We start from the raw sequence: 20,961 nt of genomic DNA on the forward strand, positions 1-20,961 counted from the left end.
ATTATGGTATCAAGTTAGTTAAATATTAGTATATTGCCAATGATAATAACAGGAAAATAAATGTCTGGGAATAATCAATCTATTAAAACTACTAGCACCCCTTGCCCATATATTTGGATTAATGGCGAATTTATTGCAGTAAATGATGCTAAAATATCTGTCCTTACGCATAGTTTACATTATTCAGGAGGAGTATTCGAAGGAGAAAGGGCTTATAATGGAGCAGTTTTTAAGCTAGAAAAACATACTACTAGGCTTTTAGAATCTGCAAAAATCCTACATTTGGATGTGCCATATAGTGCTGATGATATTATTAAAGCCCATCATTTGCTCATAGAGAAAAATAATATTAAAGATGCTTATATTCGTCCATTAATTTGGCACGGGAGCGAATCACTGAATATTACTAATCCCGCTTTGTCAGTTAATTTATTAATTGCTGCTATCAATTCAGCTCCTAAACCGTCTACCTCCTTAAATCTGCATATTGCTCAATTCAGGAAACCTCATCCTAATTCTTTGCCCCCCCAATGTAAATCCTCAGGCCACTATAATATGATGATTACTATCCAAAAAGAAGCAAAATCTTTAGGATATGATGATGCTATTGTGCTAGACTGGCAAGGATTAATAGCTGAGTGTACTGTTGCCAATATATTTTTTGTTCAAGATGAGCAATTATTCACCCCTATTGCTGATCGATTTCTTAATGGTATAACGCGGCAAGTAGTTCTGGATATAGCTAGAACTATTGGATTAGAGGTAAAAGAAGCAAGAATAACCATAGAGCAACTCAAAGAATTTAAGGAAGGTTTTATCACCGGTACTTCTGTAGAAATTAAAGGGATTAATTCTATTAATTGTGGAAAAGAAACGGTAATGTTTAAGGAGGATAAAATTACTAATTTGTTAAAGGCTAAATATAGAGAATTAGTCAGCGCTATTATGTAGGGCAGTAAAAATAGTTTTGGCGATATTTGTGCTGATACCTGGCACTTTTGATAATTCCTCAATAGTTGCTTCACATATCGCTTTGTATGAACCAAAATAGTATAATAAAGCTTTCTTGCGTTCCTTGCCAATAGAGATAATATCATCTAAACTAGAGTTGGTAAGCGCTTTAGAGCGGCGTAATCTGTGGTTTTTGATAGCAAAATTATGGGCTTCATCTCGCAAGATTTGTAAAAACTTCATAACTGGTAAATTTTTATCAATGGTAAATTCTTCCTTATTTACCATATGAAATTGTTCGTTTCCTGCATTCCGTTCTACCCCTTTTGCCATACAAGCCAGAGGAATGTTTAGCTCCAACTCGCTCATTATTTTGTGGGCAACTGATAAATGACCTTTGCCGCCATCAATGATTATTAAGCTAGGACACTTAGTGGGGTCTGTTTTTAGCTTACTCAATCTCCTGGTTAGAACAGTTTGTAGCATTTCATAATCATCACCATGTTTTATTGGGATGTTAAAAGTTCTATATTCCTTTTTCTCTAACCCAGCTTGAGTAGCCACTACCATGCTTCCTACAGCAAAACTGCCCATAATGTGACTATTATCATAAATCTCAATGCGAGAAGGGAGACTCACAAGATTAAATAGCGTCTGTATTTGCACAAAAATCAACTGGTTTTTAGCAAATTGCTTTAAATAATGTTCAAGGGCAGCTTTCGCGTTAATTTCTGCATTTTCTATTAGTTTGATTTTGTCACTACTGGTTGGCTGGGAAATAGTCACGCCCTGGTTATTACTAATTGTCCTAAGAGCATTAGTGACTAATGCTAAATCATTAATAGGATGATTTATAATTATTTCTTCAGGAATTTGGGTGGTTTGATAGTGTTGAATTATAAACTGGCTTAGTATTTCGGATTTAGTACTATTATGATTTTCGGTATGTAGAGGGAAATAAGGAAGGTTACCATAAAATTGCCTATTTCTATAAACAAATAATTGTATACAATAACCACTACTTTGCTCAGCAATTGCAATAACATCAGCATTTTTTACACTATTACCAAGTAAATTTGATTTAAGCTGAACATAACTTAAAGCTTTTATTCTATCTCGTATTTCTGCAGCTTGCTCAAAACGTAACTGAGCGCTAAGTTTTTCCATCTGCTGAGAAAGTAATTGTTGCAGCTGCACAGTGTGACCACTAAAAAATTTTTCAACTTGCCATACTAATTCATGATACTCTTCTTTAGTGATTTTGTTGACACATGGAGCACTACAACGACCAATTTGGTATTGTAAACATGGGCGCTTACGGCTTTTGAAATAATTATCACTACAAGTTCGTAATTTAAAAATTTTTTGCAATTCCCGCAAAGTATTATTAACTTGTTCTATGGCGATAAAGGGGCCAAAAAATTTGCCATCAGATAAATTTTTGCCCCGATATTTGATTAGCTGCGGATAATCGTCCTCTAAAGTTAGTTTGATATATGGAAAAGATCGACCATCTTTCAGTAATATATTAAATTTCGGCTGCAATTTTTTTATTAATTGCGCTTCTAGCAATAAAGCTTCTAGCTCTGAATTAGTAATATTATATTCTAATTGTTTTACCAGAGATATTAATCTTAAGGTTTTAGTATCAAGATCGCTTTGGATATAATTAGTAAGGCGTTTTTTAAGATTTTTAGCTTTTCCTATATAAAGGATTTTTTGATCTTCTCCTAGCATTTTATAAATCCCAGGAAGATTGGGGATATCTTGAATATAAGACTTGATTAATCCGGAACCGGTCAGTTTAACGTCTAGTAACATATAATTATTAATACCTCACTAGTCAGGTTTCTTGGGAACAGGATCATATCCACCATCACAAAAAGGATGACATTTTAGCACTCTCTTCAGGAAGAGCCACATTCCTTTAAGATTACCATGTATTAATACAGACAATCTAGCATATTCTGAACATGTTGGGGCAAAACGGCAGTTAGATCCCAGTAATGGCGAAATAAAAAATTGATAAAATTTAATTGCTATAATAAGCAAATTGAATTGTCTGCTTTTCTTTAACAACTTTTTCATTTTATATTATCTTTTAATAAATTAGCTAATGCTTGATAAGACTTTAATGCTTGCTCATGGTTAACTGTAATTAATTCCATGCCAAGCTTTTCGTTACTATTTATATCCCATAAACGACAATTATCTGGGCTAATTTCATCTGCGAGCATGACAATAAATTCTTCACCATTAAACACTCTTCCGAATTCCAGTTTGCATTCCACTAACCTAATGCCAATTCCTACAAATAACCCACTCAAAAAGTCATATATTCTTATTGCTTTATGTTTAACTTCATTAATCTCTTTATTAGTTAACCAACCAAAATTGAATATTTGATGTTCATTAATGATAGGATATTTTAAATCACTGCTTTTCACTCTAAAATCAATAATAGGATGATCAAATACATATCCTTCTTCCATAGAAAATTCTTGGACAAATCTACCACAAGCTACTGAAGAAACAGCTACCTGAACTGGAAAAATATCTACCGACTGAATTAATTGCTCACGCATATTAATTTTTTCAATTAAATGGTTATCTATTCCTACCATATCCAGCTTACTCATTATAAAGGATGAAATATTATTATTTAACACTCCTTTCCCAGAAATATCTGCAATTTCTCCGTTTTCAAGCATTATTTGATCAGTAAAAGACATAATAAGAGCAAAATCTTCTGGAGATTGATAAAGAATTTTACTCGACCCTTGGTATAGTTTGTGTTTCATTGAAAAATGTTAAAAAAATAGGTGAAATAAATATTTTATGCTAAGCCAACTAGCGGTAATTGCTACAGACGCAACAACAAGGCCTATTATTGAAGTAAAAAAGCCAAGTAATATTATTAGCCCATCGCGATTTAAAAGCCCTAAGGTCATGATAACAATGCCACATGCTGGTATTGCGTTGGTCAGAGGCAAAGGGACCGCTACTGCTATAGAACAAAGTAATGATACTAAACCAATGAATTGTTCACAATATATTGAATTTGCAAAATTAAATCTAGGGGTTAAATATTTTTCCACCCTGCGAATTAAGGGCACCATTTTTTTACTTATGTTAATTAAAGTAGTATTACTAATTTGATAGTTATTAATACGCGCAGGAAGAAAAATTTGTCTAAAACCCAATAACATTTGGATAGATAAAATTATTAAAGGAAGACCCATTAAAGTAGTAAAACCTGGGGGGTAGGGGAGAGGGATTGCAACTGGGACAGCAAAAAACAACATAGTTAATACCAGACCATTTTCATGAAAATCTACTATTAACTCACTAATTTTAGTGAAACCTTCTGGTTTTTTTTGGCCTAATTGATAGAAGATGCTAGATACTTTGGTAGTATCTAGCTGCTTATTTTGGAAATGCATACTGAATATTTTTTCTTAAGCCTATCAATATAAAGTTATTTTGATAAAAATTCTACTATAATACTCTAACACTACATAAGCTCCTTGCATAATTTATGATAATCTATTGTTAAAGGGGTAGGGCCAATAACAGATAAAGTTGGTTTAGTAACAAAGATTTGTTTAGCAATATTTGCTATATCCTCAGTAGTGATATTCATAATATTTGTAATAGTTTCCTGGGTAGGTATATATTTACCAAAAACTGCAAAATTTTTGCCTATTTCCTCGGACTTATAAGAAGATTTCTCTTGGGCCATGTAAATACTAGCTTTGAGTTGAACTTTGGCTCTCTCTAGCTCGAAATCTTTAATATTACTACAGACTTTCTTAATTTCGTTTACTAATTCCGCCATAAGAAGAGGTAATTTATCATGGTTAGTAGAGGCGTATATACTAAAAATTCCACTATCATAATATGAACTATTATAACTACCAATAGAATAAGCAAGACCTAGATTTTCTCTAATTTGTTGAAATAATCGAGATGACATACTGGCCCCAAATATTAGAGATAAAAGCTGGACATGATATAATGGTAGTATATGCAGGTAAGATATACTTTCAAAACCCAGAATTACTGTAGTTTGTTCTAACTTTTTAGTTATAACACTATGACCACCTGTATAACTAGCTTTTTGAAAAGGGTTACTTTTTTTACTATGTAATGAAGTAAAAACATTTTCTGCCCATAAGACTACTTTTTCGTGTGCAATATTGCCTGCTACCGATAAATAAATATTTTCTGCATTATAATGCTTTTGAATATAATCATTAAAATGTTGAGTAGTAAATTTACTTAAAGTATTAGGAGTACCTAAAATTGATTTGCCCAAAGATTGATTTGCATATGCGCTCTTATAAAATTGTTCATAAATCACTTCTTCAGGATTATCATGCACATGAGCAATTTCTTGCAAAATTACTTGATATTCCTTTTTGATTTCATTTTTTAAAAAAACTGAATTTTGGATTATATCTGCTAGGATTTCTAAAGCGTTAGGGAAATATTCATACAATGTTTTGGCGTAATAAACTGTTTGTTCATGACCGGTATAAGCATTGAATTGCCCACCTATAGAATCAAATTCTTCGGAGATTTGTTTGGCAGATCTAGTAGTTGTGCCTTTAAAGGCCATATGTTCAAGAAAATGTGATATGCCTTCTTCAGTAGAATCCTCATACCTTCCCCCTACATTAATAATTAAGTTAATTGCTACTGAATTAACAGTTGGCATATTATAGCTAAGTATAGTTAGCCCATTTGAAAGTTTACTTGAATTAAAGGTCATTATATAATTGCCGGCTTGTTACATGTTTGTTATAATAGAGAAATTCAAAAAAAAGAATACCATTTCGTGTTGAAAAAAATCACTTTTGCTAAAATGCATGGATTAGGGAACGATTTTGTAATTATCAACAAAAGAGATTTACCTCAAAATTGCGACTTACACAAATTATCTCTTAATATTTCAAATCGTCATACCGGCATTGGTTGTGATCAATTTATTATTTATGAGCAAATGGTCAATTATTATGAAATGTTAATATATAATCAGGATGGGTCAAGCGCACAATTGTGCGGGAATGCTTCAAGATGTTTAGCAAAATTAATATATATGAATACTGGTATTAGACAAATACAATTAAATATAGGAGCAAAAAAATTAACCTGCACCATATTAAATGACAATGACATTAGTGTTGATGTTGGAATTGTTAGCTTTAATGAAGCGTGGATGCCTTCCTACGATCAAATTTGGGAAATAGCAGAGCGATATATGATAGATTTAAAAGAAGTAGTTTGTGCAGATATAGGTAACCCCCATTTTATTATTTTTACTAATCTTAGTGATAGAGATAAAGAGATAGTGGGAGAAAAATTACAAGCTAAAGAATTATTCATTGATGGGATCAATGTTAATTTTGCCTCAATTAATAACAATAAAATTTATTTATCAGTTTGGGAAAGGGGAGTAGGCCTTACCCTTGCTTGTGGGAGCGGAGCAGTAGCGAGTTTTGCAGCGGCTGTTAAGATGGGGTTTGTCAGTTCTTCTTGTGAGGTAGTATTCCCTATTGGTAGTTTGCAAATGTCAAAACAAGAGGAAAATGTAATAATGACAGGTCCTGCAACCTTGGTAGCATTTGGAGAGTTTTTGTATGACTAAATCCCAAGAAGTGGTCACTTTTGGTTGTAGATTAAATATTTATGAAAGCGAGATTATAAAAAATAATCTAATTCTCTCTAACCTTGAGAATGTGGTAGTATTCAATACTTGTGCTGTGACTAAAGAAGCTGAAAAACAGTCTCGACAAGCAATTCGAAAAGCGAAAAAAAATAATCCTAATGTCAGGATCATTGTTACTGGCTGTGCCGCCCAAAACAATCCTACCAGTTTTACTGACATGGTAGAAGTAGAGAAAGTAATTGGTAACACAGAAAAATTACTTCCTACTTATTATCAATTTGATGGTGAAAAGGTGGTAGTGAATGATATTATGTCAGTCAAAGAAACTGCTAACCATTTGGTTAGTAGTTTTGATGGCAGATCCCGCGCTTTTATACAAGTACAAAATGGTTGTAATCATCGCTGTACCTTTTGTATTATACCTTACGGTCGAGGTAATAGCCGTTCTGTGCCTATAGGAGTAATAGCAGAGCAAGTGAAAAAATTAGTAGATAATGGTTATAACGAAGTAGTATTTACAGGGGTAGATGTCACAGCTTATGGGCCTGATTTACCAGGGACTCCGACTTTTGCGCAAATGCTTCGGAGAATTATAAGGATAGTGCCTGAGTTAAAAAGATTTAGGTTATCATCGATTGATGTAGCAGAAATTGATGATGAATTATTTGAGCTAATAGCATACTCTTCTAAAATCATGCCTCATTTCCACATTAGTTTACAAGCTGGTGATGACATGATCCTTAAAAGGATGAAACGCCGTCATAATCGTCACGATGTTATTGATTTTTGTCATAAGCTTCGTGCTATAAGACCAAATGTATCCTTTGGAGCAGATATTATAGCTGGCTTCCCCACTGAGACTGCGCAGATGTTTGAAAATACTAGAAAACTTATTTCTGAGGCTGATTTACAATATTTACATGTTTTTCCTTATTCGCAGCGTGATGAGACACCAGCTGCAAGAATGCCTCAAGTAGCAAAAACTATCAGAAAGGAAAGAGCGGAAATTTTAAGAATCGAGGGCAAGAATCAATTAAACAAATTCTATCAAAGAAATATAGGGCATAAGGTAGAATTATTAGTAGAAAATAATAACATAGCTCACACAGAAAATTTTATTCCTGTAAAACTTCATGGTGATTTTGCCGCTGGCCAGCTGATAAAAGCCAAGCTAATTTCTATAGAAGAGAATTATATGCTTTCAGAAGTTTTAGGATAAATATGACGAAATATAAAAATATGGCAATTTATGGAGGTGGCAGTTGGGGTACTGCACTAGCTTGTCAGGTGGCAAGGTGTTATAATAGTGTGAATATATTATTACGTGATAATGATATATTATATGAGATAGAAAATACTAGAACCAATAAAAAATATCTAGGTGACGATATTAAATTACCCAGTAACATATTTCCTTCTAACCAGGTATCAGCTATTTTAGAAAAAGAAGTAATAATTCTGGCAGTTCCTTCGCATGCTTTTGATAATAGTTTAAATATATTAAAAGAAGCGAGAATATCTCCCAATATAGTATTATTAGTAGCAACTAAAGGATTTAGTAAGAACCCTACTGAATTATTATCTGATAAGGTAAAATCAATATTACCCCACAATCCGTTAGCGTTTATCGCAGGTCCCAATCTTGCTAAAGAAGTGGCTAGGAATTTACCTACTTCGGTGACTATCGCATCGGAAAATATTGCGGTGGCAAGAAAATTAGCAGTAAGTTTAATATCAGAGCAATTTAAAGTTACCATCACCGATCATTTTGTTGCACTTCAAGTGGCTAGTGCAGTGAAAAATATTATTGCTATCAAAAGCGGATTATATGAGGCTAGAAATTATGGGCACAATGCTAAAGCTACCCTGATTACTACTGCACTCCAGGAAATAAAAATCTTATCTGAAGCTATTGATGGAGATCTTGGAGATAATTCTATTTTATATGCCCCTGGAATATTAGGCGATTTAATTTTAACTTGTTATTCAAAAGAATCCCGCAATACTAGATTTGGCTATGAGTTGGGCCATCACCTAGATCCTGAAAAGTTTTTAAAGGAAAATTCATATTTAGTGGAAGGACGAGAAGCAGCGAAATTAGTGCTAGATTTTATCAAAAAGTATAATCTGATATTACCTATTATCACATCTGTAGCGCAAGAGTTGAAGCTAATCTAACGCGAGTTACGAAGTGCTATACTTTCTGAAAATCCATTACAAGTGTTTACCACTAAGAAGACCAATTATGAAATTTTTTAAAGAGTTATCGCAAATATTTTACAGGCTTATGCTAGTAGAATTATGCTTATTATTACTAATATTCCCTTTAGAAGCTTTTAGAATTAGTGCAGCTTCTACTATTTTACCATCTTTTGAGATTATTTTACTTTACTATTTTGCTACAATTTATCATATTAGTTTTGGGGTGATGTTTTTAATAGGAATAGTTTTTGATCAACTATATTCTATGCCAATCGGTACCAATTCGTTGGTTTTGATATCAGCCCACCTATTAGTAAAATTATTAGGAAAATATTTTATACTCCGAGGTTATTTAACAAATTTTATAATTTTTTGTTGTTATTATTTTTATATAATACATTGTAGATACCTTTTAATTGTTATAAAAGATCTAACTAGCCAAGGATATTTAGTATTAGTGATGCAATATTTAACTACTATATTTTCTTATAATTTAATCCGAATTCCGTTTGATAAAAGGTTAAAATAGCAAGAACTATTGTGGTCTTAAGTTTTTATCCCAATTCACTGATTTTAGAAATATGCTAACCAAGAAAATATTATATAACCAATTAATATCAAGGAGGGCCTTTTTAATAGGAACCGGCAAAATGTCATTGTTATCCTTACTGGCAAGTAAGATGGTGTATATGCAGCTTTTTGAAAGCGCAAAATATCGTACTTTATCTGATAAAAACCGTATTAATTTTGTCTTGTTATCGCCAGCTAGAGGTCAAATTTATGATGTAAATGGAATTGTTCTAGCAATCAATCAAGCGTGTTTTAAGTTATTACTAGATAAAAATATTACCGCTAACTATCATGAAGAATTAAGGCTTATTTTCAGTATTTTAAATTTTTCGGAAGAAAAAATAGGATTCATTAACAGCAAAATAAAAAAAGCTAATGTTAATACCCCTTGTGTAATATTAGATAATCTTACCTGGGAAGAAATGGCCGTAATAGAGGAGCAGAAGCTCTACTTAAAGTCATGTTTTATTGATACAGGTTTTGCCAGGTTTTATCCTTTCTCTGATTCTGCTTGCCACATGATAGGTTATATTGGCCAAATTAATGAACAAGAAAAACAAGATCTCAAAATAAATAATTTAGGTGATTTCTATGTAGGTAAATTTGGTTTAGAAAAACATTATGAGGAAAAATTACGTGGAGAATTTGGTTATAAACAAGTAGAAGTAAATGCGGTAGGGAAACATGTACGGGAGATTGCAAGCTTTAATAGTAGCGATGGGGAGGATTTATATTTAAATATTGATATAGAACTTCAACATAAAATACAGCCTTATCTAAATAAGCAAGGTTGTTCTGTCATAGTGATGGATGTCATGAATGGTAATGTGTTAATCCTTGCTATGTCACCAGTATTTGAGACTAATAATTTTATAAAATTATCGCATGATTATTGGCAAACCTTAATTAATGACCCTTATAAACCTTTAATTAACAAGATAGTACAAAGTACTTACCCACCTGGCTCAGTTTTTAAGATTATTACGATTTTGGCGGCTCTAGAACATGGTATTACCCCTGAGCACAGTTTTAACTGTACTGGGGCTTCCGTACTTGGAAGTAATAGCTTCCGCTGCTGGCGGGCGTATGGTCATGGAAAAGTGAATATGTATAATGCCATAAAATATTCTTGCAATACTTACATGTATGAAGTAGGACGGTTAGTAGGCTTTAGAAAAATTCTTAATATGGCCCAAAAATTTGGTTTTGGCCAAAAAACTGGCGTAGATTTAACGGGAGAAGTCAGTGGATTTTTACCCTCAGCCGAATGGAAAGCAAAAAAATTGAAATCGCAGTGGTCAATAGGCGACACCTTGAATTTATCTATAGGTCAAGGCTTTTTATTATCTACCCCTATTCAATTAGCAAGCTTTGCGACCGCCATTGCTAGTAATGGGAAATTATATAAGCCTAGGATTGCTCAAGCGGAGTCATTATTTGAACAAGTGGAGATACAACAAAAATATTTAGATATTTTAAAAGAAGGAATGTACAAAGCTGTCAATACCGAAGGTGGTACGGCCTATTATAGTAGAATTTTAGGGGACAAACAGCAATTGGCAGGTAAAACTGGTACAGCGCAAGTACAATCCAAAGCTAGTATTGATGATGATTTGAGTCGAGACAATATTGCCTGGGAAAAACGTAATCATGCGATATTTATGGGGTTTGCTCCGTATCACCAACCACGCTATTCTATTTTGGTTTATTTAGATCACGGTGGGGGAGGGGGCAAAGCTGCCGCACCGATAGCCAGTAAAATTATGTCTATGGTGCTTAATAAATATGCTTAATATTCTTATCATCTAATTAATTAGCGATATATGCTCATGTTAAATTCAATTTTTGGACAATTTGTCATTATTTTGCCTGAGATCTTTCTAGTGCTCGTTGCCTTATTTTCTCAACTATTAGTTCTGTTTGTTAGTAATAGAATAAAAATCATTACCAATCTTACAGTCGCAATATTGATCATCTTATTGTTGTATATTTGTCAAAGTTCAACTAGTGAGTGGATGATAAGCTTTAATAATTCTTTTGCTACTGATAGATATATAGCAAGTTATAAAGCTATAGTGTTATTTTGTTCAATAATGACGATAATAATTTATCAAGATTATTGTCAAATAACTCAACAAGAATTTAAGTTTGAGTTTATCACATTAGTAGTACTTTCCACTATGAGCTCTTTTGTGGCAATATCCTCTCGTAATTTCTTACTGTTATTTTGTAGTATGGAATTGCAAGCATTAATTGGTTATGTTCTTGCTGGCTTTAGTATCAATAACCTGAAATCTTCAGAAGGGGCGCTAAAGTATTTTATTTTAGGGGCTTTAATCAGCTGCCTATCCTTATTTGGCACCTCATATATTTATGGCTTTGGTGGGAGCTTAGATTACCATCATATTTTTTATACGATGCGAGCGCCAGGGCAACCTAATATTGGGCTCATAATAGGGCTAGTACTCTTTTTAAGTAGTCTCTTCTTTAAATTATCAGTAGCCCCTCTACATGCGTGGACTCCTGACGTATATGAAGGTTCACCTATCCCTACGGTTACGTATTTTGCGGCCTCTACTAAATTTACAAATATAGTAGTATTATTAAACATAATGGCGATAGTAGACCATTATAAACCCATCTCAACGGATTTAATACAGACGCTCGCAGTTTTATCTATGTTAATTGGAGCAGGGGGAGCTCTGCGACAAAATTCTTTAAAAAGATTAATGGGGTATAGTACTATCCTCAATATAGGATATATTTTAATTGCTGTTTCCATGTCTAGTGATGATTTAAGTAGTAAAGTCGCTTTATTATATATGATTATCTATGCACTCACAGTGATAGGCTTCTTTAGTTGCTTAATTATTTTACTGGATAAAAAAGTAGATACAGCAACCTTCGAGGATCTTAAAGGTATTGCTTCTACCAGAAAAGCATTAGCAGGCGGGATTACTATTATCATATTCTCTCTAATTGGTATTCCTCCTTTAGCAGGATTTTTTGGGAAATATTTTCTTTTTTATCAAGCTATTATTCATCAACAATTTGTGCTAGCGATTATTGGTATTGGTAGCAGTGTGGTGTCTGCTTATTACTACCTAAAAATAGTGAAAACTATGTACTTTTTTGAGTTGAAACAAGATTACGTACAAAGCATGATCAAACCATCAGCACGTTTAAAAATACTGACCTGCCTTATAATAGCGTTCATAGTATGTTTTTCTGTAGTTGTTATTTTTGAATATCAAGATAGAGGTAGTTATATCCTGGAAAGCAAAATATCATCTAATAATTTTAGATGAAGTAGATAGTACTAATTCGGAAGCTCTGAGAATAGCTAGAGCTGCCCCAACTGTAAATTATATAATAGTTGCTAAGAATCAAACTAACGCTCGCGGTAGAAATACTAAAACTTGGCAATCCTATCCTGGAAATTTGCATTGTAGCATATTATTATATCATAATATAGATTTGCAATATGTTCCTCAGTTGTCTTTTGTAACGGCTGTGGCTGTACATAAGACTATTAATTCGTTACCAAGTAAATCATCAAACAGTATCAAATTAAAATGGCCGAATGACTTATTAATAAATAATAAAAAAGCAGCCGGTATTTTACTGGAATCCATCACTATAAATACGAGACATTATTTAGTCATAGGTATAGGTATTAATATTATGGAAAGTCCTATACATATTGAGCAACTGACTACTAGCTTATTTAATGAAAATATTGAAGTAATGGAGAGCACAAAATTATTAGAATTGCTTATGAGTAACTTTGACAAACAGGTTATATTATGGCAAACCTATGGTTTTAATCGAATAAGACAGTATTGGATTAAGAGATGTGACAATCTTGCGCAACTAATTAATGTTAATTATCAAGGTGGTAGGATAACCGGCTTCTTTAAAGGAATAGACCAGCATGGTAGAATGAAGGTTTTATTAAATTCAGGTGAGATAATTACGTTACTTGCAGATTAAAGGCTTTCAGCCATTCAGAAGGGGCAATGGTTACCCCTTTAAATTTTATACACTCTTTTGCTTATACTAAGTTGCTTTCAAGACAGTAATAGGAGTATGAGTGGTGAGACGCATGGAACCTAGTAGATCTAGGTGAGCACGACGAATTCCGAAATACAACGACCTAATGTGAAGAAAGCAATTTGGTATTAGTTAATCATAATGCGATAAAGCTCTCATTATGCCTGGATCACTGCCGCTACTTCATTTGCAAAATTTTTCTCTTCTTGGACTATACCTTCACCTAATTCATAACGGATAAACCGACTGATTTTAATTGCTCCCCCTAATTCTATTTCTGCCTTTTTAATCACTTGAGCAATAGTTAATTTATCGTCGAATAAAAAATTCTGTTCCAATAACACCACTTCTGCCAAGAATTTGCGAATTCTACCCTCAACCATTTTTTCAATTATGTTATCTGGTTTACCAGAAGCCTGTGATTGTTCGATAAATATCTTTCGTTCACGATCAATGACTGCTTGCTCTAAGCTTGCAGCATCAAGAGAATACGGGTTGTTTGCTGCTATATGGATAGCAATTTTTCTCCCTAACTCTGACAGTGTGGATTTATCTTGTACGGTTGATTCTAGTCCAATAAGCACTGAAATCTTACCTTGATTATTCACAATAGCGTTATGCACATATGAACTCACTATGCCTTCCGAAACTGTCAAAAGATTCATACGGCGTAAAGTTAAATTTTCGCCAATAGTAGCAATATTATCCAAAATCTCTTCATTCACAGTTTTGCCTGAAGGAGTTTTAGCTATTTTAAGTGACTCTAAATTGTCATAATGGAGCCCTAGCTCAGTAATATTATCAACTAACTGCTGAAACTTAACATTTCTTGCCACAAAATCAGTTTCGCTGTTTACTTCTACAATCACCCCGGTTTTCTCCTGCACTTTAACAGCAGTGACTCCTTCTGTAGCAATTCTATTAGCTTTTTTTGCTGCGGTAGATAAACCTTTAGTGCGAAGCCAGTCAATTGCTTTCTCAAAATCTCCATTAGTTTCAACTAAAGCTTTCTTACAGTCCATCATTCCTGCACCGCTTTTCTCTCTTAATTGTTTAACTAAGCTAGCATCAACCATTTTTCTTTCCTCTAATATTGTTTTTTAGGTTTTTTAGTAGTTTGCTCCTCTTCAGACTGTTCTAAGACTCGCTCGAATTCAGTGGCTGCCTCGCTGCCTGTTTCGGGCATTTTAGAAAATTTCTTACTGAAATTTAATTTTGCAATATTTCTAATATTTTTATTTTTTTCTTCTTGATTTTCAATACTTCCTAAATCTACACCAGAGGCAACTAAAGATTCTTCTATACCTGCCAGTATCGCATCAGCAAATAAGTTACAATAAAGTTTAATGGATCTTATAGCATCATCATTACCGGGAATAGGGTAGTCTATATTATCAGGGTTAGAATTGGTATCCACAATCGCGATTATTGGAATCCTCAGCTTCACTGCTTCCTGAATTGCTAAATGTTCTTTATTAGTGTCAATTATCACCAGTAAATTGGGCTTAGTATCAATATGCCTTATACCTCCTAAGGATCTAAGCAATTTATCCTTTTTCCGGGTCATCTCTAATATTTCTTTTTTAGTATAACCAGAATATTCTTCTTCATTTGCTAAAACTTTCTCTAGCTTATCTAGCTTTTTGATAGAATTTGAAATTGTGCCCCAATTAGTTAACATTCCTCCAAGCCAGCGGTGATTAACATAATATTGGCCACATTTTTCTGCATACTCAGCTATTATCTCGCTTGCTTGCACTTTGGTACTGACAAATAATATTTTCCCATTTTTTTTGACAGTTTCACACATTACGTTTAAAGCTCTTTGCATTAACGCAACGGTTTGTTGTAAGTCAATTACGTGAATATCATCTCTGCTGCCATAAATATATGGTGCCATTTTTGGGTTCCAACGTGAGGTTTTATGGCCAAAATGGACTCCCGCATCAAGCAATTCTTTTATATTAACTGTTTGTACTTTTGACATTTTTGTTCCTTCAAATGTTAGTTATATATCTCCTTTCAGGGATACCTTCCGCAAAAGTTTAATACCAAAAGCTTTGATGCTTATTTGGACTAACACTATTCTCTTGCGTGTGAATTTTGCTTAAATTATAAGCTTCTGGAGTATACATTTTGATTGAGAGATTTGCAATAGTGTTGTAGACAAAAAAAATAGCTCTGTCTCTACAAATGGTGTGTATAGGGTGGCTCTAAATAATCCCCAACAACCACATATAGTCAATTGATGAGAAGTTGGTGACGTCGTTACTCGTCGCTCGCCTATTATCTATAGGCTTCGCTCCATCGCGCCTAGCACCAAATTCTCCTGAATTGACTATAAAATATAATTATTTTTTATTAAATTAATTGTTAAATATAATTCTTGCGCCAAATAGTTGAACCATCAGCCTTGTCTTCTATCATTATGCCCTCTGCCAGTAAATCTTGTCGTATTTGATCCGCTACTCGCCAGTTTTTTTGGAGTTTTGCTTGCTTACGTTGTTCAACGAGGTTAATAATATATTGATTATCTTCCTCATAATCAAACCATTCTTTGGTAGGTTTGGTCATTAAACCTATAAAATTACTACAGGTAAGCAAAGAGCTAGCAGCTAAATATTTCTCTTCAGCTGTTGAGGCAGTAAAAATCCGTTTAGCATAATCATTGATTATTTTAATGGTCAGCGGGGTGTTTAAATCATCTAGTAAGGATACTAAGAAATCCTCTGGCAATTGCTGAGCAGCAGTAAGAGTAATATTTATAGTATCTAGGGCTCTATACCAATAGGTTATTGTTCGTGTAGCATCATCTAGTGCTTTATTATTATAATCTAAAGGTTTACGATAATGAGTAGACAATAACAATAATCTTAATATATCACCTTGAATTTTCCTATCTATAAAATCTTGCACGGTCAAAAAATTACCTAAAGATTTACTCATCTTTTCACCATTGAAGGTTAGAAAGCCATTATGTACCCAATATCGAGCAAAATATGAATTAGGAAAGGCACATATGCTTTGAGCAATCTCATTGGTATGATGGGGAAAAATTAAATCGGCTCCTCCACCATGGATATCAAAATTTTCTCCTAAATATTTATAGCTCATAGCTGAACATTCTATATGCCAGCCTGGCCTGCCTCGCCCAAAAGGGCTATCAAAACTTGCCAATATTTCTTCATCCTGCGCAGCAGGTTTCCATAATACAAAATCCTTCTGGTGTTTTTTAAAAGGATTATTTTCGATGCGTACTCCATCTATTAATTCTTCTAAGCTACGATTAGATAATTTGGTATAATTTAAGTAAGTAGAAACATCAAAATACACATGATTATCTGCAATATACGCATGTTTTAAAGCGAGTAGTTTCTGGATAATCATAATCATATCCGCAATATGCAGCGTAGCTTTGGGTTCAATATTAGGGGGTAGGCACCCTAAATATTGCATATTAGCATGAAACTCCTGAGTAATTTTGGTGGTTAAATCGGTAATAGAAATGTTTAATTCTTTAGACTTACTCATTATTTTATCATCAACATCAGTAATATTACGGACATATCTAACATTGCTAGGCCCAAAGAGTTGACATAGTACTCGATATAAAATATCGTATATTACACCAGACCTAGCATTACCAATATGAGGCGCATCATAAACGGTGGGGCCACATACATACATTTTGATTAAATTAATATCTATAGGCGTAAAAACTTCTTTTTTTCGTGTTAAACTATTGTGTAATAATAATTTCATAGATATCATGATTATATAAATTAGTATATATATCATATATCAAGTCTACTCTAATACTAAAAATGAATTTTTTAGAAAAAATCACTAAAATTCCAATTACTCTAATATTTCTTATTAGTATAGTGTGTAGTGTAGGTTTTATAGTTTTATACTCGGCAGCTAGTGGTAATATCCACCCTTGGGCTTACAAGCAAATAATAAATTTTTGTTTATTTTTGCCTATAATGTTAATTGTAGCAGTAATTGACATAAGAATTATATTTAAATGCTCTTATCTATTCTATATTACTGTACTAATTTTATTGATAGGAGTGGAACTCTTTGGCACCAGCTCTATGGGAGCAAAACGCTGGATCGATTTATCTGTTATTCGCTTGCAACCCAGTGAACCTACTAAACTCGCGATAGTATTAATGCTAGCAAGATATTTACATCAGATGAAAATTGATGAGTATCTCAAATTCTCGCAGATTATATTACCCCTGATATTAGTCTTAATTCCTGTTGGATTAATTATAAAAGAACCAGATCTAGGCACTGCAATTATCACGTTAATTATTGCCAGTAGTATATTTCTGGCAGCAGGCTTTAAGATCAGAAATTTTGTAATATTGGGGGGGGCAGTACTCTCGTGCCTGCCAGTTATTTGGCATGTAATGCATGATTATCAAAAAAAGCGGGTTATGGTTTTTTTAGATCCTGCCAGGGATCCCTTAGGCGCCGGGTATAATATTATTCAGTCAAAAATTGCCATTGGCTCAGGGGGTGTGTTAGGTAAGGGGTTGGTCAAGGGCAGCCAAAGCCATTTAGAATTTCTACCAGAACATCAAACAGATTTTATTTTTGCTACCTTTGCTGAAGAATTTGGGATGATCGGCAGTTTAACTTTATTGTTGCTGTATGCTGCAATTATTACGATTTCTCTAATAATTGCGGTGAATTGTAGATCAATGTTTAGTAAATTGATGGTAATAGGCATTACCTCAATTTTATTTAGTCATGTATTTATCAATATCGCGATGGTCATGGGGTTATTGCCGGTGGTCGGGGTGCCATTGCCTTTTATCTCTTATGGCGGTACTATGCTGGTCTCTATGCTGATAGGATTTGGCTTAATAATGAATGCCCAAATCCACCAGCATAGTAATATTAGGTAGGGGGAAAGAAATGTTAGATTATTTAACTTTTACTCAGAGTCATTAATAGGGGATGGTAAATCTCCTATAGGGTCTACATTTGAGGTAATTCCTTGATCTGGCATTATATCCCTAATATGCAGGTAAGAACAAACTTTTTGCTGCATCTCTGCAGGAAGATCTCCAAACTGTTTATTAGGGGTTTCGCTTTCGTGGGTTATTTTACGAGCAACTCCAGTTATTTCAAAAAAATGTTTGTTAATATATGAATCTACTGTGTCTATTGTAAAGTCCTCATTATTTTGTTGAGCAAACAAGGTGATTAATTCTTTATCCATTTTGTCATATTGTCTTAGAGCCTCAATATGACAAAATGGAATCTTTCCGTTTCTAGTAAAGAAGAGCTTCTTTACATCTTGCTCCATTTGCTTATATCGTCTAATAGTATCCAGTGTTAGATCTTCCAAACGGTTAAGAGGAATCTTGTCGTCTACAGTCTCATCAAGAAATACTGCTGGTTTTTCATTATTACCAAAATGAGAATTAAGCCATTTAGCTAGTTTGATATACAAACTTATCTCTTTTGTCTCTTTCTTTGCTAACAGCTTGATAGGTATTTTTGTAATGGGTTCCTCCGTAGATGAAGTGCCTCTAGGGGTGCTACGGTATAGGACCATAGGCGAATACTCCAAAGACTCCTCCAGGGGAGTACCATCCTCTAACATGATTTGGTATCCGAAGCACATTGCCCACTCTATTTTACCCCACTCTATTTGGTCCTCCTTTGTGTTATAAATCATTTCTTACCTAATTATTAATATATTAACTATGTATTAATAATATAACATTAAAGTTTAATAATAGCAATATTTATTTTTGTTGCTTTTGCTGAAGAATTTGATCTAATGGGCGGTGTTGATATTTATTTACTATTTGTTCATCAGATTATCATGGGTCCTTGTATCTCACGTGTAATCCTCATATAAGGACTCTACTTCTCCGCTCGAAATGGACATTTGATTCTTGTCAGGATGCAGAATATAGTTAGGGTGAATAAAAACGCACTGCCCCTTGTGGGCTTTTAATAATTTTGCAATCGGTTCTGCAGTGTTATTATTGGAGGTATTCTCTTCCTCTGGAGTTGCACATAGTGTTTGTATTATTTTCTTCAGTGGATGTATTATCTTCTGCATATTTTACCTTTTAATTATTATTAACAGTGTTAACTTTAGGTAGGATTTAAAATAGCAATAGTTAATTTTTTAGCAATATTTATTTTTGACAATAAATAAAGAAAACTCTAGACCTGAGGGGCAAGATTTGTTATAAGGGTTGAGTAGATAGTTCCTCGGTAGCTCAGTGGTAGAGCAAACGGCTGTTAACCGTTCGGTCGCTGGTTCGAGTCCGGCCCGGGGAGCCACATTTCATAATATTCAACTAAATATAATATGACTAAGGAAGAACTGATTAGCTTTGAAGGAAAGGTCCTTGAACTTTTACCTAGCGCGACTTTTAAAGTTCAATTAGAAAATGGTCATTTTATCACCGCCCATACCTCCGGCAGGATGCGTAAAAATCGTATTAGGATCCTCGTGGGAGATAAAGTAACAGTAGAAATGACGCCTTATGATTTAACAAAAGGCCGTGTTACTCATCGTTATTAATTACTCTGATTTATCGTGGTGCTCTGCCTTGAGCCAGGAGGCTTAGGTTATCAAAAACATAATAAGCATTAGTTGAACTATACTATCCCTATCACCTTTTTTTCTTAAAAATACGTTTAAGCCCCTACTATTTCATTAGCTCTCTCAACATTTGTTAAAAACCAATTAATTTCATTAGATATAAGATTTCTGGAAAAAGTCCATTCTTCCTTTAAAAAGTCGATTTTACTAGTTATTTTTTTGCCACTAAATAATACTTTAATAAAAACATTATTAGCAAAACTATAGCTTTCAGAAATTTTGGCTTCTAATTTACTGCCATGTACAAACTCGCCGTAACTCTCCGAAAAAATATGAAATTTTTCTACATATCTTTTATCTACTAGTTTTACTAGCTCATCAATATCCTCATCATTTGCAGCTTCAATAATAAGTTCAAAAGCCATTTTGGCACTATTTAGAAACTTAAGAGGCTGAAAAGAGGGTAGCTTAGTCGCAATAGATTCTAAGCCCGTGGTAATTGGCTCTCTATTTTCTTCCACTATTAATCCCTCAAGGTTTATACCATCAAGTGGTGCTTTTCTAAAAAAATTCTTTTTAAAGACATTAGTAGGAGCATTTTGAGCAGTATAGGTCACATCTTTAATTTTTGCTTCTCCAAAAAAAGAAAATTTTTGTTTGGCAGGATCATTGTCTGAGGTAGACCCAAGTTTAGAAATAAGCTTGTTAATAACAAAAAATGCAATACCAGCAAAAATTAATAACTCGATCATTTGAGGGAACATTAATATAACTCAATTAGATTTTAAAAACTGCATGTAACATTCTGTCATTGTATTGTAAAATTAAAATATTTGGAAGTATTTTTACGCGATAATATTAATTAAGTGAAGAATTAAAAATCATTAATAAAAAAACGTACTGTAATACTTAGTGAGGCTTTAAATTATGT

General features: G+C 33.5%; 20 protein-coding genes, 1 tRNA gene and 1 pseudogene. 11 read left to right on the forward strand and 11 right to left on the reverse strand.

The features are described 5' to 3' along the window. Positions 1–60: 60 nt before the first annotated feature. Complete coding sequence (locus ACFELV_RS06755) at positions 61–951, forward strand: branched-chain amino acid transaminase (RefSeq protein WP_375327296.1); 891 nt, start codon at positions 61–63, stop codon at positions 949–951. Here ACFELV_RS06755 and uvrC read toward each other — a convergent pair. The 5 genes from uvrC to ACFELV_RS06780 form a co-directional block, all read right to left on the reverse strand. Next, complete coding sequence (gene uvrC / locus ACFELV_RS06760; RefSeq protein WP_375327297.1) at positions 931–2,772, reverse strand: excinuclease ABC subunit UvrC; 1,842 nt, start codon at positions 2,770–2,772, stop codon at positions 931–933. The genes ACFELV_RS06755 and uvrC overlap by 21 nt on opposite strands. Positions 2,773–2,790: 18 nt before the next feature. Continuing rightward, positions 2,791–3,039 carry a membrane protein insertion efficiency factor YidD gene (yidD, locus tag ACFELV_RS06765; RefSeq protein ID WP_375327298.1) on the reverse strand — a complete coding sequence of 83 codons (249 nt, stop codon included), beginning with the start codon at positions 3,037–3,039 and terminating at the stop codon, positions 2,791–2,793. After that, complete coding sequence (locus ACFELV_RS06770) at positions 3,036–3,752, reverse strand: phosphoribosylaminoimidazolesuccinocarboxamide synthase (RefSeq protein WP_375327299.1); 717 nt, start codon at positions 3,750–3,752, stop codon at positions 3,036–3,038. Before ACFELV_RS06770 ends, yidD begins: the two co-directional genes overlap by 4 nt. 9 nt (positions 3,753–3,761) lie before the next feature. Beyond that, complete coding sequence (locus ACFELV_RS06775; protein ID WP_375327300.1) at positions 3,762–4,394, reverse strand: exopolysaccharide biosynthesis protein; 633 nt, start codon at positions 4,392–4,394, stop codon at positions 3,762–3,764. Positions 4,395–4,465: 71 nt separating this feature from the next. Continuing rightward, positions 4,466–5,725: a M16 family metallopeptidase gene (locus ACFELV_RS06780; protein ID WP_375327301.1), complete on the reverse strand. Its 1,260-nt coding sequence runs from the start codon at positions 5,723–5,725 to the stop codon at positions 4,466–4,468. 66 nt (positions 5,726–5,791) lie between these two features. On the opposite strand from ACFELV_RS06780, the gene dapF reads away from it, so the two are divergent. The 7 genes and pseudogenes from dapF (at position 5,792) to ACFELV_RS06815 (ending at position 13,387) form a co-directional block, all read left to right on the forward strand. Next, positions 5,792–6,601: a diaminopimelate epimerase gene (gene dapF, locus ACFELV_RS06785; protein WP_375327302.1), complete on the forward strand. Its 810-nt coding sequence runs from the start codon at positions 5,792–5,794 to the stop codon at positions 6,599–6,601. Continuing rightward, positions 6,594–7,841, forward strand: a complete 1,248-nt coding sequence (mtaB, locus tag ACFELV_RS06790) for a tRNA (N(6)-L-threonylcarbamoyladenosine(37)-C(2))-methylthiotransferase MtaB (protein ID WP_375327303.1) — start codon at positions 6,594–6,596, stop codon at positions 7,839–7,841. The genes dapF and mtaB overlap by 8 nt, the downstream gene beginning before the upstream one ends. Before the next feature lie 2 nt (positions 7,842–7,843). Beyond that, positions 7,844–8,800 (forward strand): NAD(P)H-dependent glycerol-3-phosphate dehydrogenase, encoded by a 957-nt coding sequence (locus ACFELV_RS06795; RefSeq protein ID WP_375327304.1) that lies wholly within the window; start codon positions 7,844–7,846, stop codon positions 8,798–8,800. 67 nt (positions 8,801–8,867) lie between these two features. Continuing rightward, positions 8,868–9,353 carry a hypothetical protein gene (locus ACFELV_RS06800; protein ID WP_375327305.1) on the forward strand — a complete coding sequence of 162 codons (486 nt, stop codon included), beginning with the start codon at positions 8,868–8,870 and terminating at the stop codon, positions 9,351–9,353. Positions 9,354–9,405: 52 nt separating this feature from the next. Continuing rightward, the gene (mrdA, locus tag ACFELV_RS06805) at positions 9,406–11,187 is read left to right on the forward strand and encodes a penicillin-binding protein 2 (RefSeq protein WP_375327306.1); all 1,782 of its coding nucleotides are present in this window, start codon (positions 9,406–9,408) and stop codon (positions 11,185–11,187) included. Positions 11,188–11,223: 36 nt separating this feature from the next. Next, positions 11,224–12,639 (forward strand): annotated as a pseudogene (locus tag ACFELV_RS06810) (NADH-quinone oxidoreductase subunit N); the annotation flags it as partial. Further along, entirely contained in the window at positions 12,638–13,387 is a 750-nt protein-coding gene (locus ACFELV_RS06815) for a biotin--[acetyl-CoA-carboxylase] ligase (protein ID WP_375327307.1), read from the forward strand. The pseudogene ACFELV_RS06810 and the gene ACFELV_RS06815, both read left to right, overlap by 2 nt. 218 nt (positions 13,388–13,605) lie before the next feature. Here ACFELV_RS06815 and tsf read toward each other — a convergent pair whose 3' ends face one another. From tsf to cysS, 3 genes are all read right to left on the reverse strand, one after another. Next, positions 13,606–14,523 (reverse strand): translation elongation factor Ts, encoded by a 918-nt coding sequence (gene tsf / locus ACFELV_RS06820; protein ID WP_375327308.1) that lies wholly within the window; start codon positions 14,521–14,523, stop codon positions 13,606–13,608. 11 nt (positions 14,524–14,534) lie between these two features. Beyond that, positions 14,535–15,434: a 30S ribosomal protein S2 gene (rpsB, locus tag ACFELV_RS06825; RefSeq protein ID WP_375327309.1), complete on the reverse strand. Its 900-nt coding sequence runs from the start codon at positions 15,432–15,434 to the stop codon at positions 14,535–14,537. Positions 15,435–15,820: 386 nt separating this feature from the next. Next, positions 15,821–17,209 (reverse strand): cysteine--tRNA ligase, encoded by a 1,389-nt coding sequence (gene cysS / locus ACFELV_RS06835; protein WP_375327556.1) that lies wholly within the window; start codon positions 17,207–17,209, stop codon positions 15,821–15,823. A gap of 62 nt (positions 17,210–17,271) precedes the next feature. Here cysS and rodA point away from each other — a divergent pair, with 62 nt between their 5' ends. After that, entirely contained in the window at positions 17,272–18,366 is a 1,095-nt protein-coding gene (gene rodA, locus ACFELV_RS06840) for a rod shape-determining protein RodA (protein WP_375327310.1), read from the forward strand. Between the two features lie 29 nt (positions 18,367–18,395). Here rodA and ACFELV_RS06845 read toward each other — a convergent pair whose 3' ends face one another. Together ACFELV_RS06845 and ACFELV_RS06850 are read right to left on the reverse strand one after the other, a co-directional pair. Beyond that, positions 18,396–19,145 (reverse strand): hypothetical protein, encoded by a 750-nt coding sequence (locus tag ACFELV_RS06845; protein WP_375327311.1) that lies wholly within the window; start codon positions 19,143–19,145, stop codon positions 18,396–18,398. Positions 19,146–19,310: 165 nt separating this feature from the next. Next, entirely contained in the window at positions 19,311–19,538 is a 228-nt protein-coding gene (locus ACFELV_RS06850; protein ID WP_375327312.1) for a hypothetical protein, read from the reverse strand. Positions 19,539–19,690: 152 nt separating this feature from the next. On the opposite strand from ACFELV_RS06850, the gene ACFELV_RS06855 reads away from it, so the two are divergent. After that, positions 19,691–19,765: transfer RNA gene (locus ACFELV_RS06855), tRNA-Asn, on the forward strand. A gap of 28 nt (positions 19,766–19,793) precedes the next feature. Next, positions 19,794–20,009 (forward strand): translation initiation factor IF-1, encoded by a 216-nt coding sequence (gene infA, locus ACFELV_RS06860; protein WP_375327313.1) that lies wholly within the window; start codon positions 19,794–19,796, stop codon positions 20,007–20,009. Positions 20,010–20,125: 116 nt separating this feature from the next. Here the strand turns inward: infA and ACFELV_RS06865 are convergent, their stop codons facing one another. Beyond that, entirely contained in the window at positions 20,126–20,794 is a 669-nt protein-coding gene (locus ACFELV_RS06865; protein ID WP_375327314.1) for a hypothetical protein, read from the reverse strand. Positions 20,795–20,961 lie beyond the last annotated feature (167 nt).

Origin of the sequence: Candidatus Tisiphia endosymbiont of Nemotelus uliginosus, assembly GCF_964264835.1 — a bacterium.
Lineage (GTDB): Bacteria > Pseudomonadota > Alphaproteobacteria > Rickettsiales > Rickettsiaceae > Tisiphia.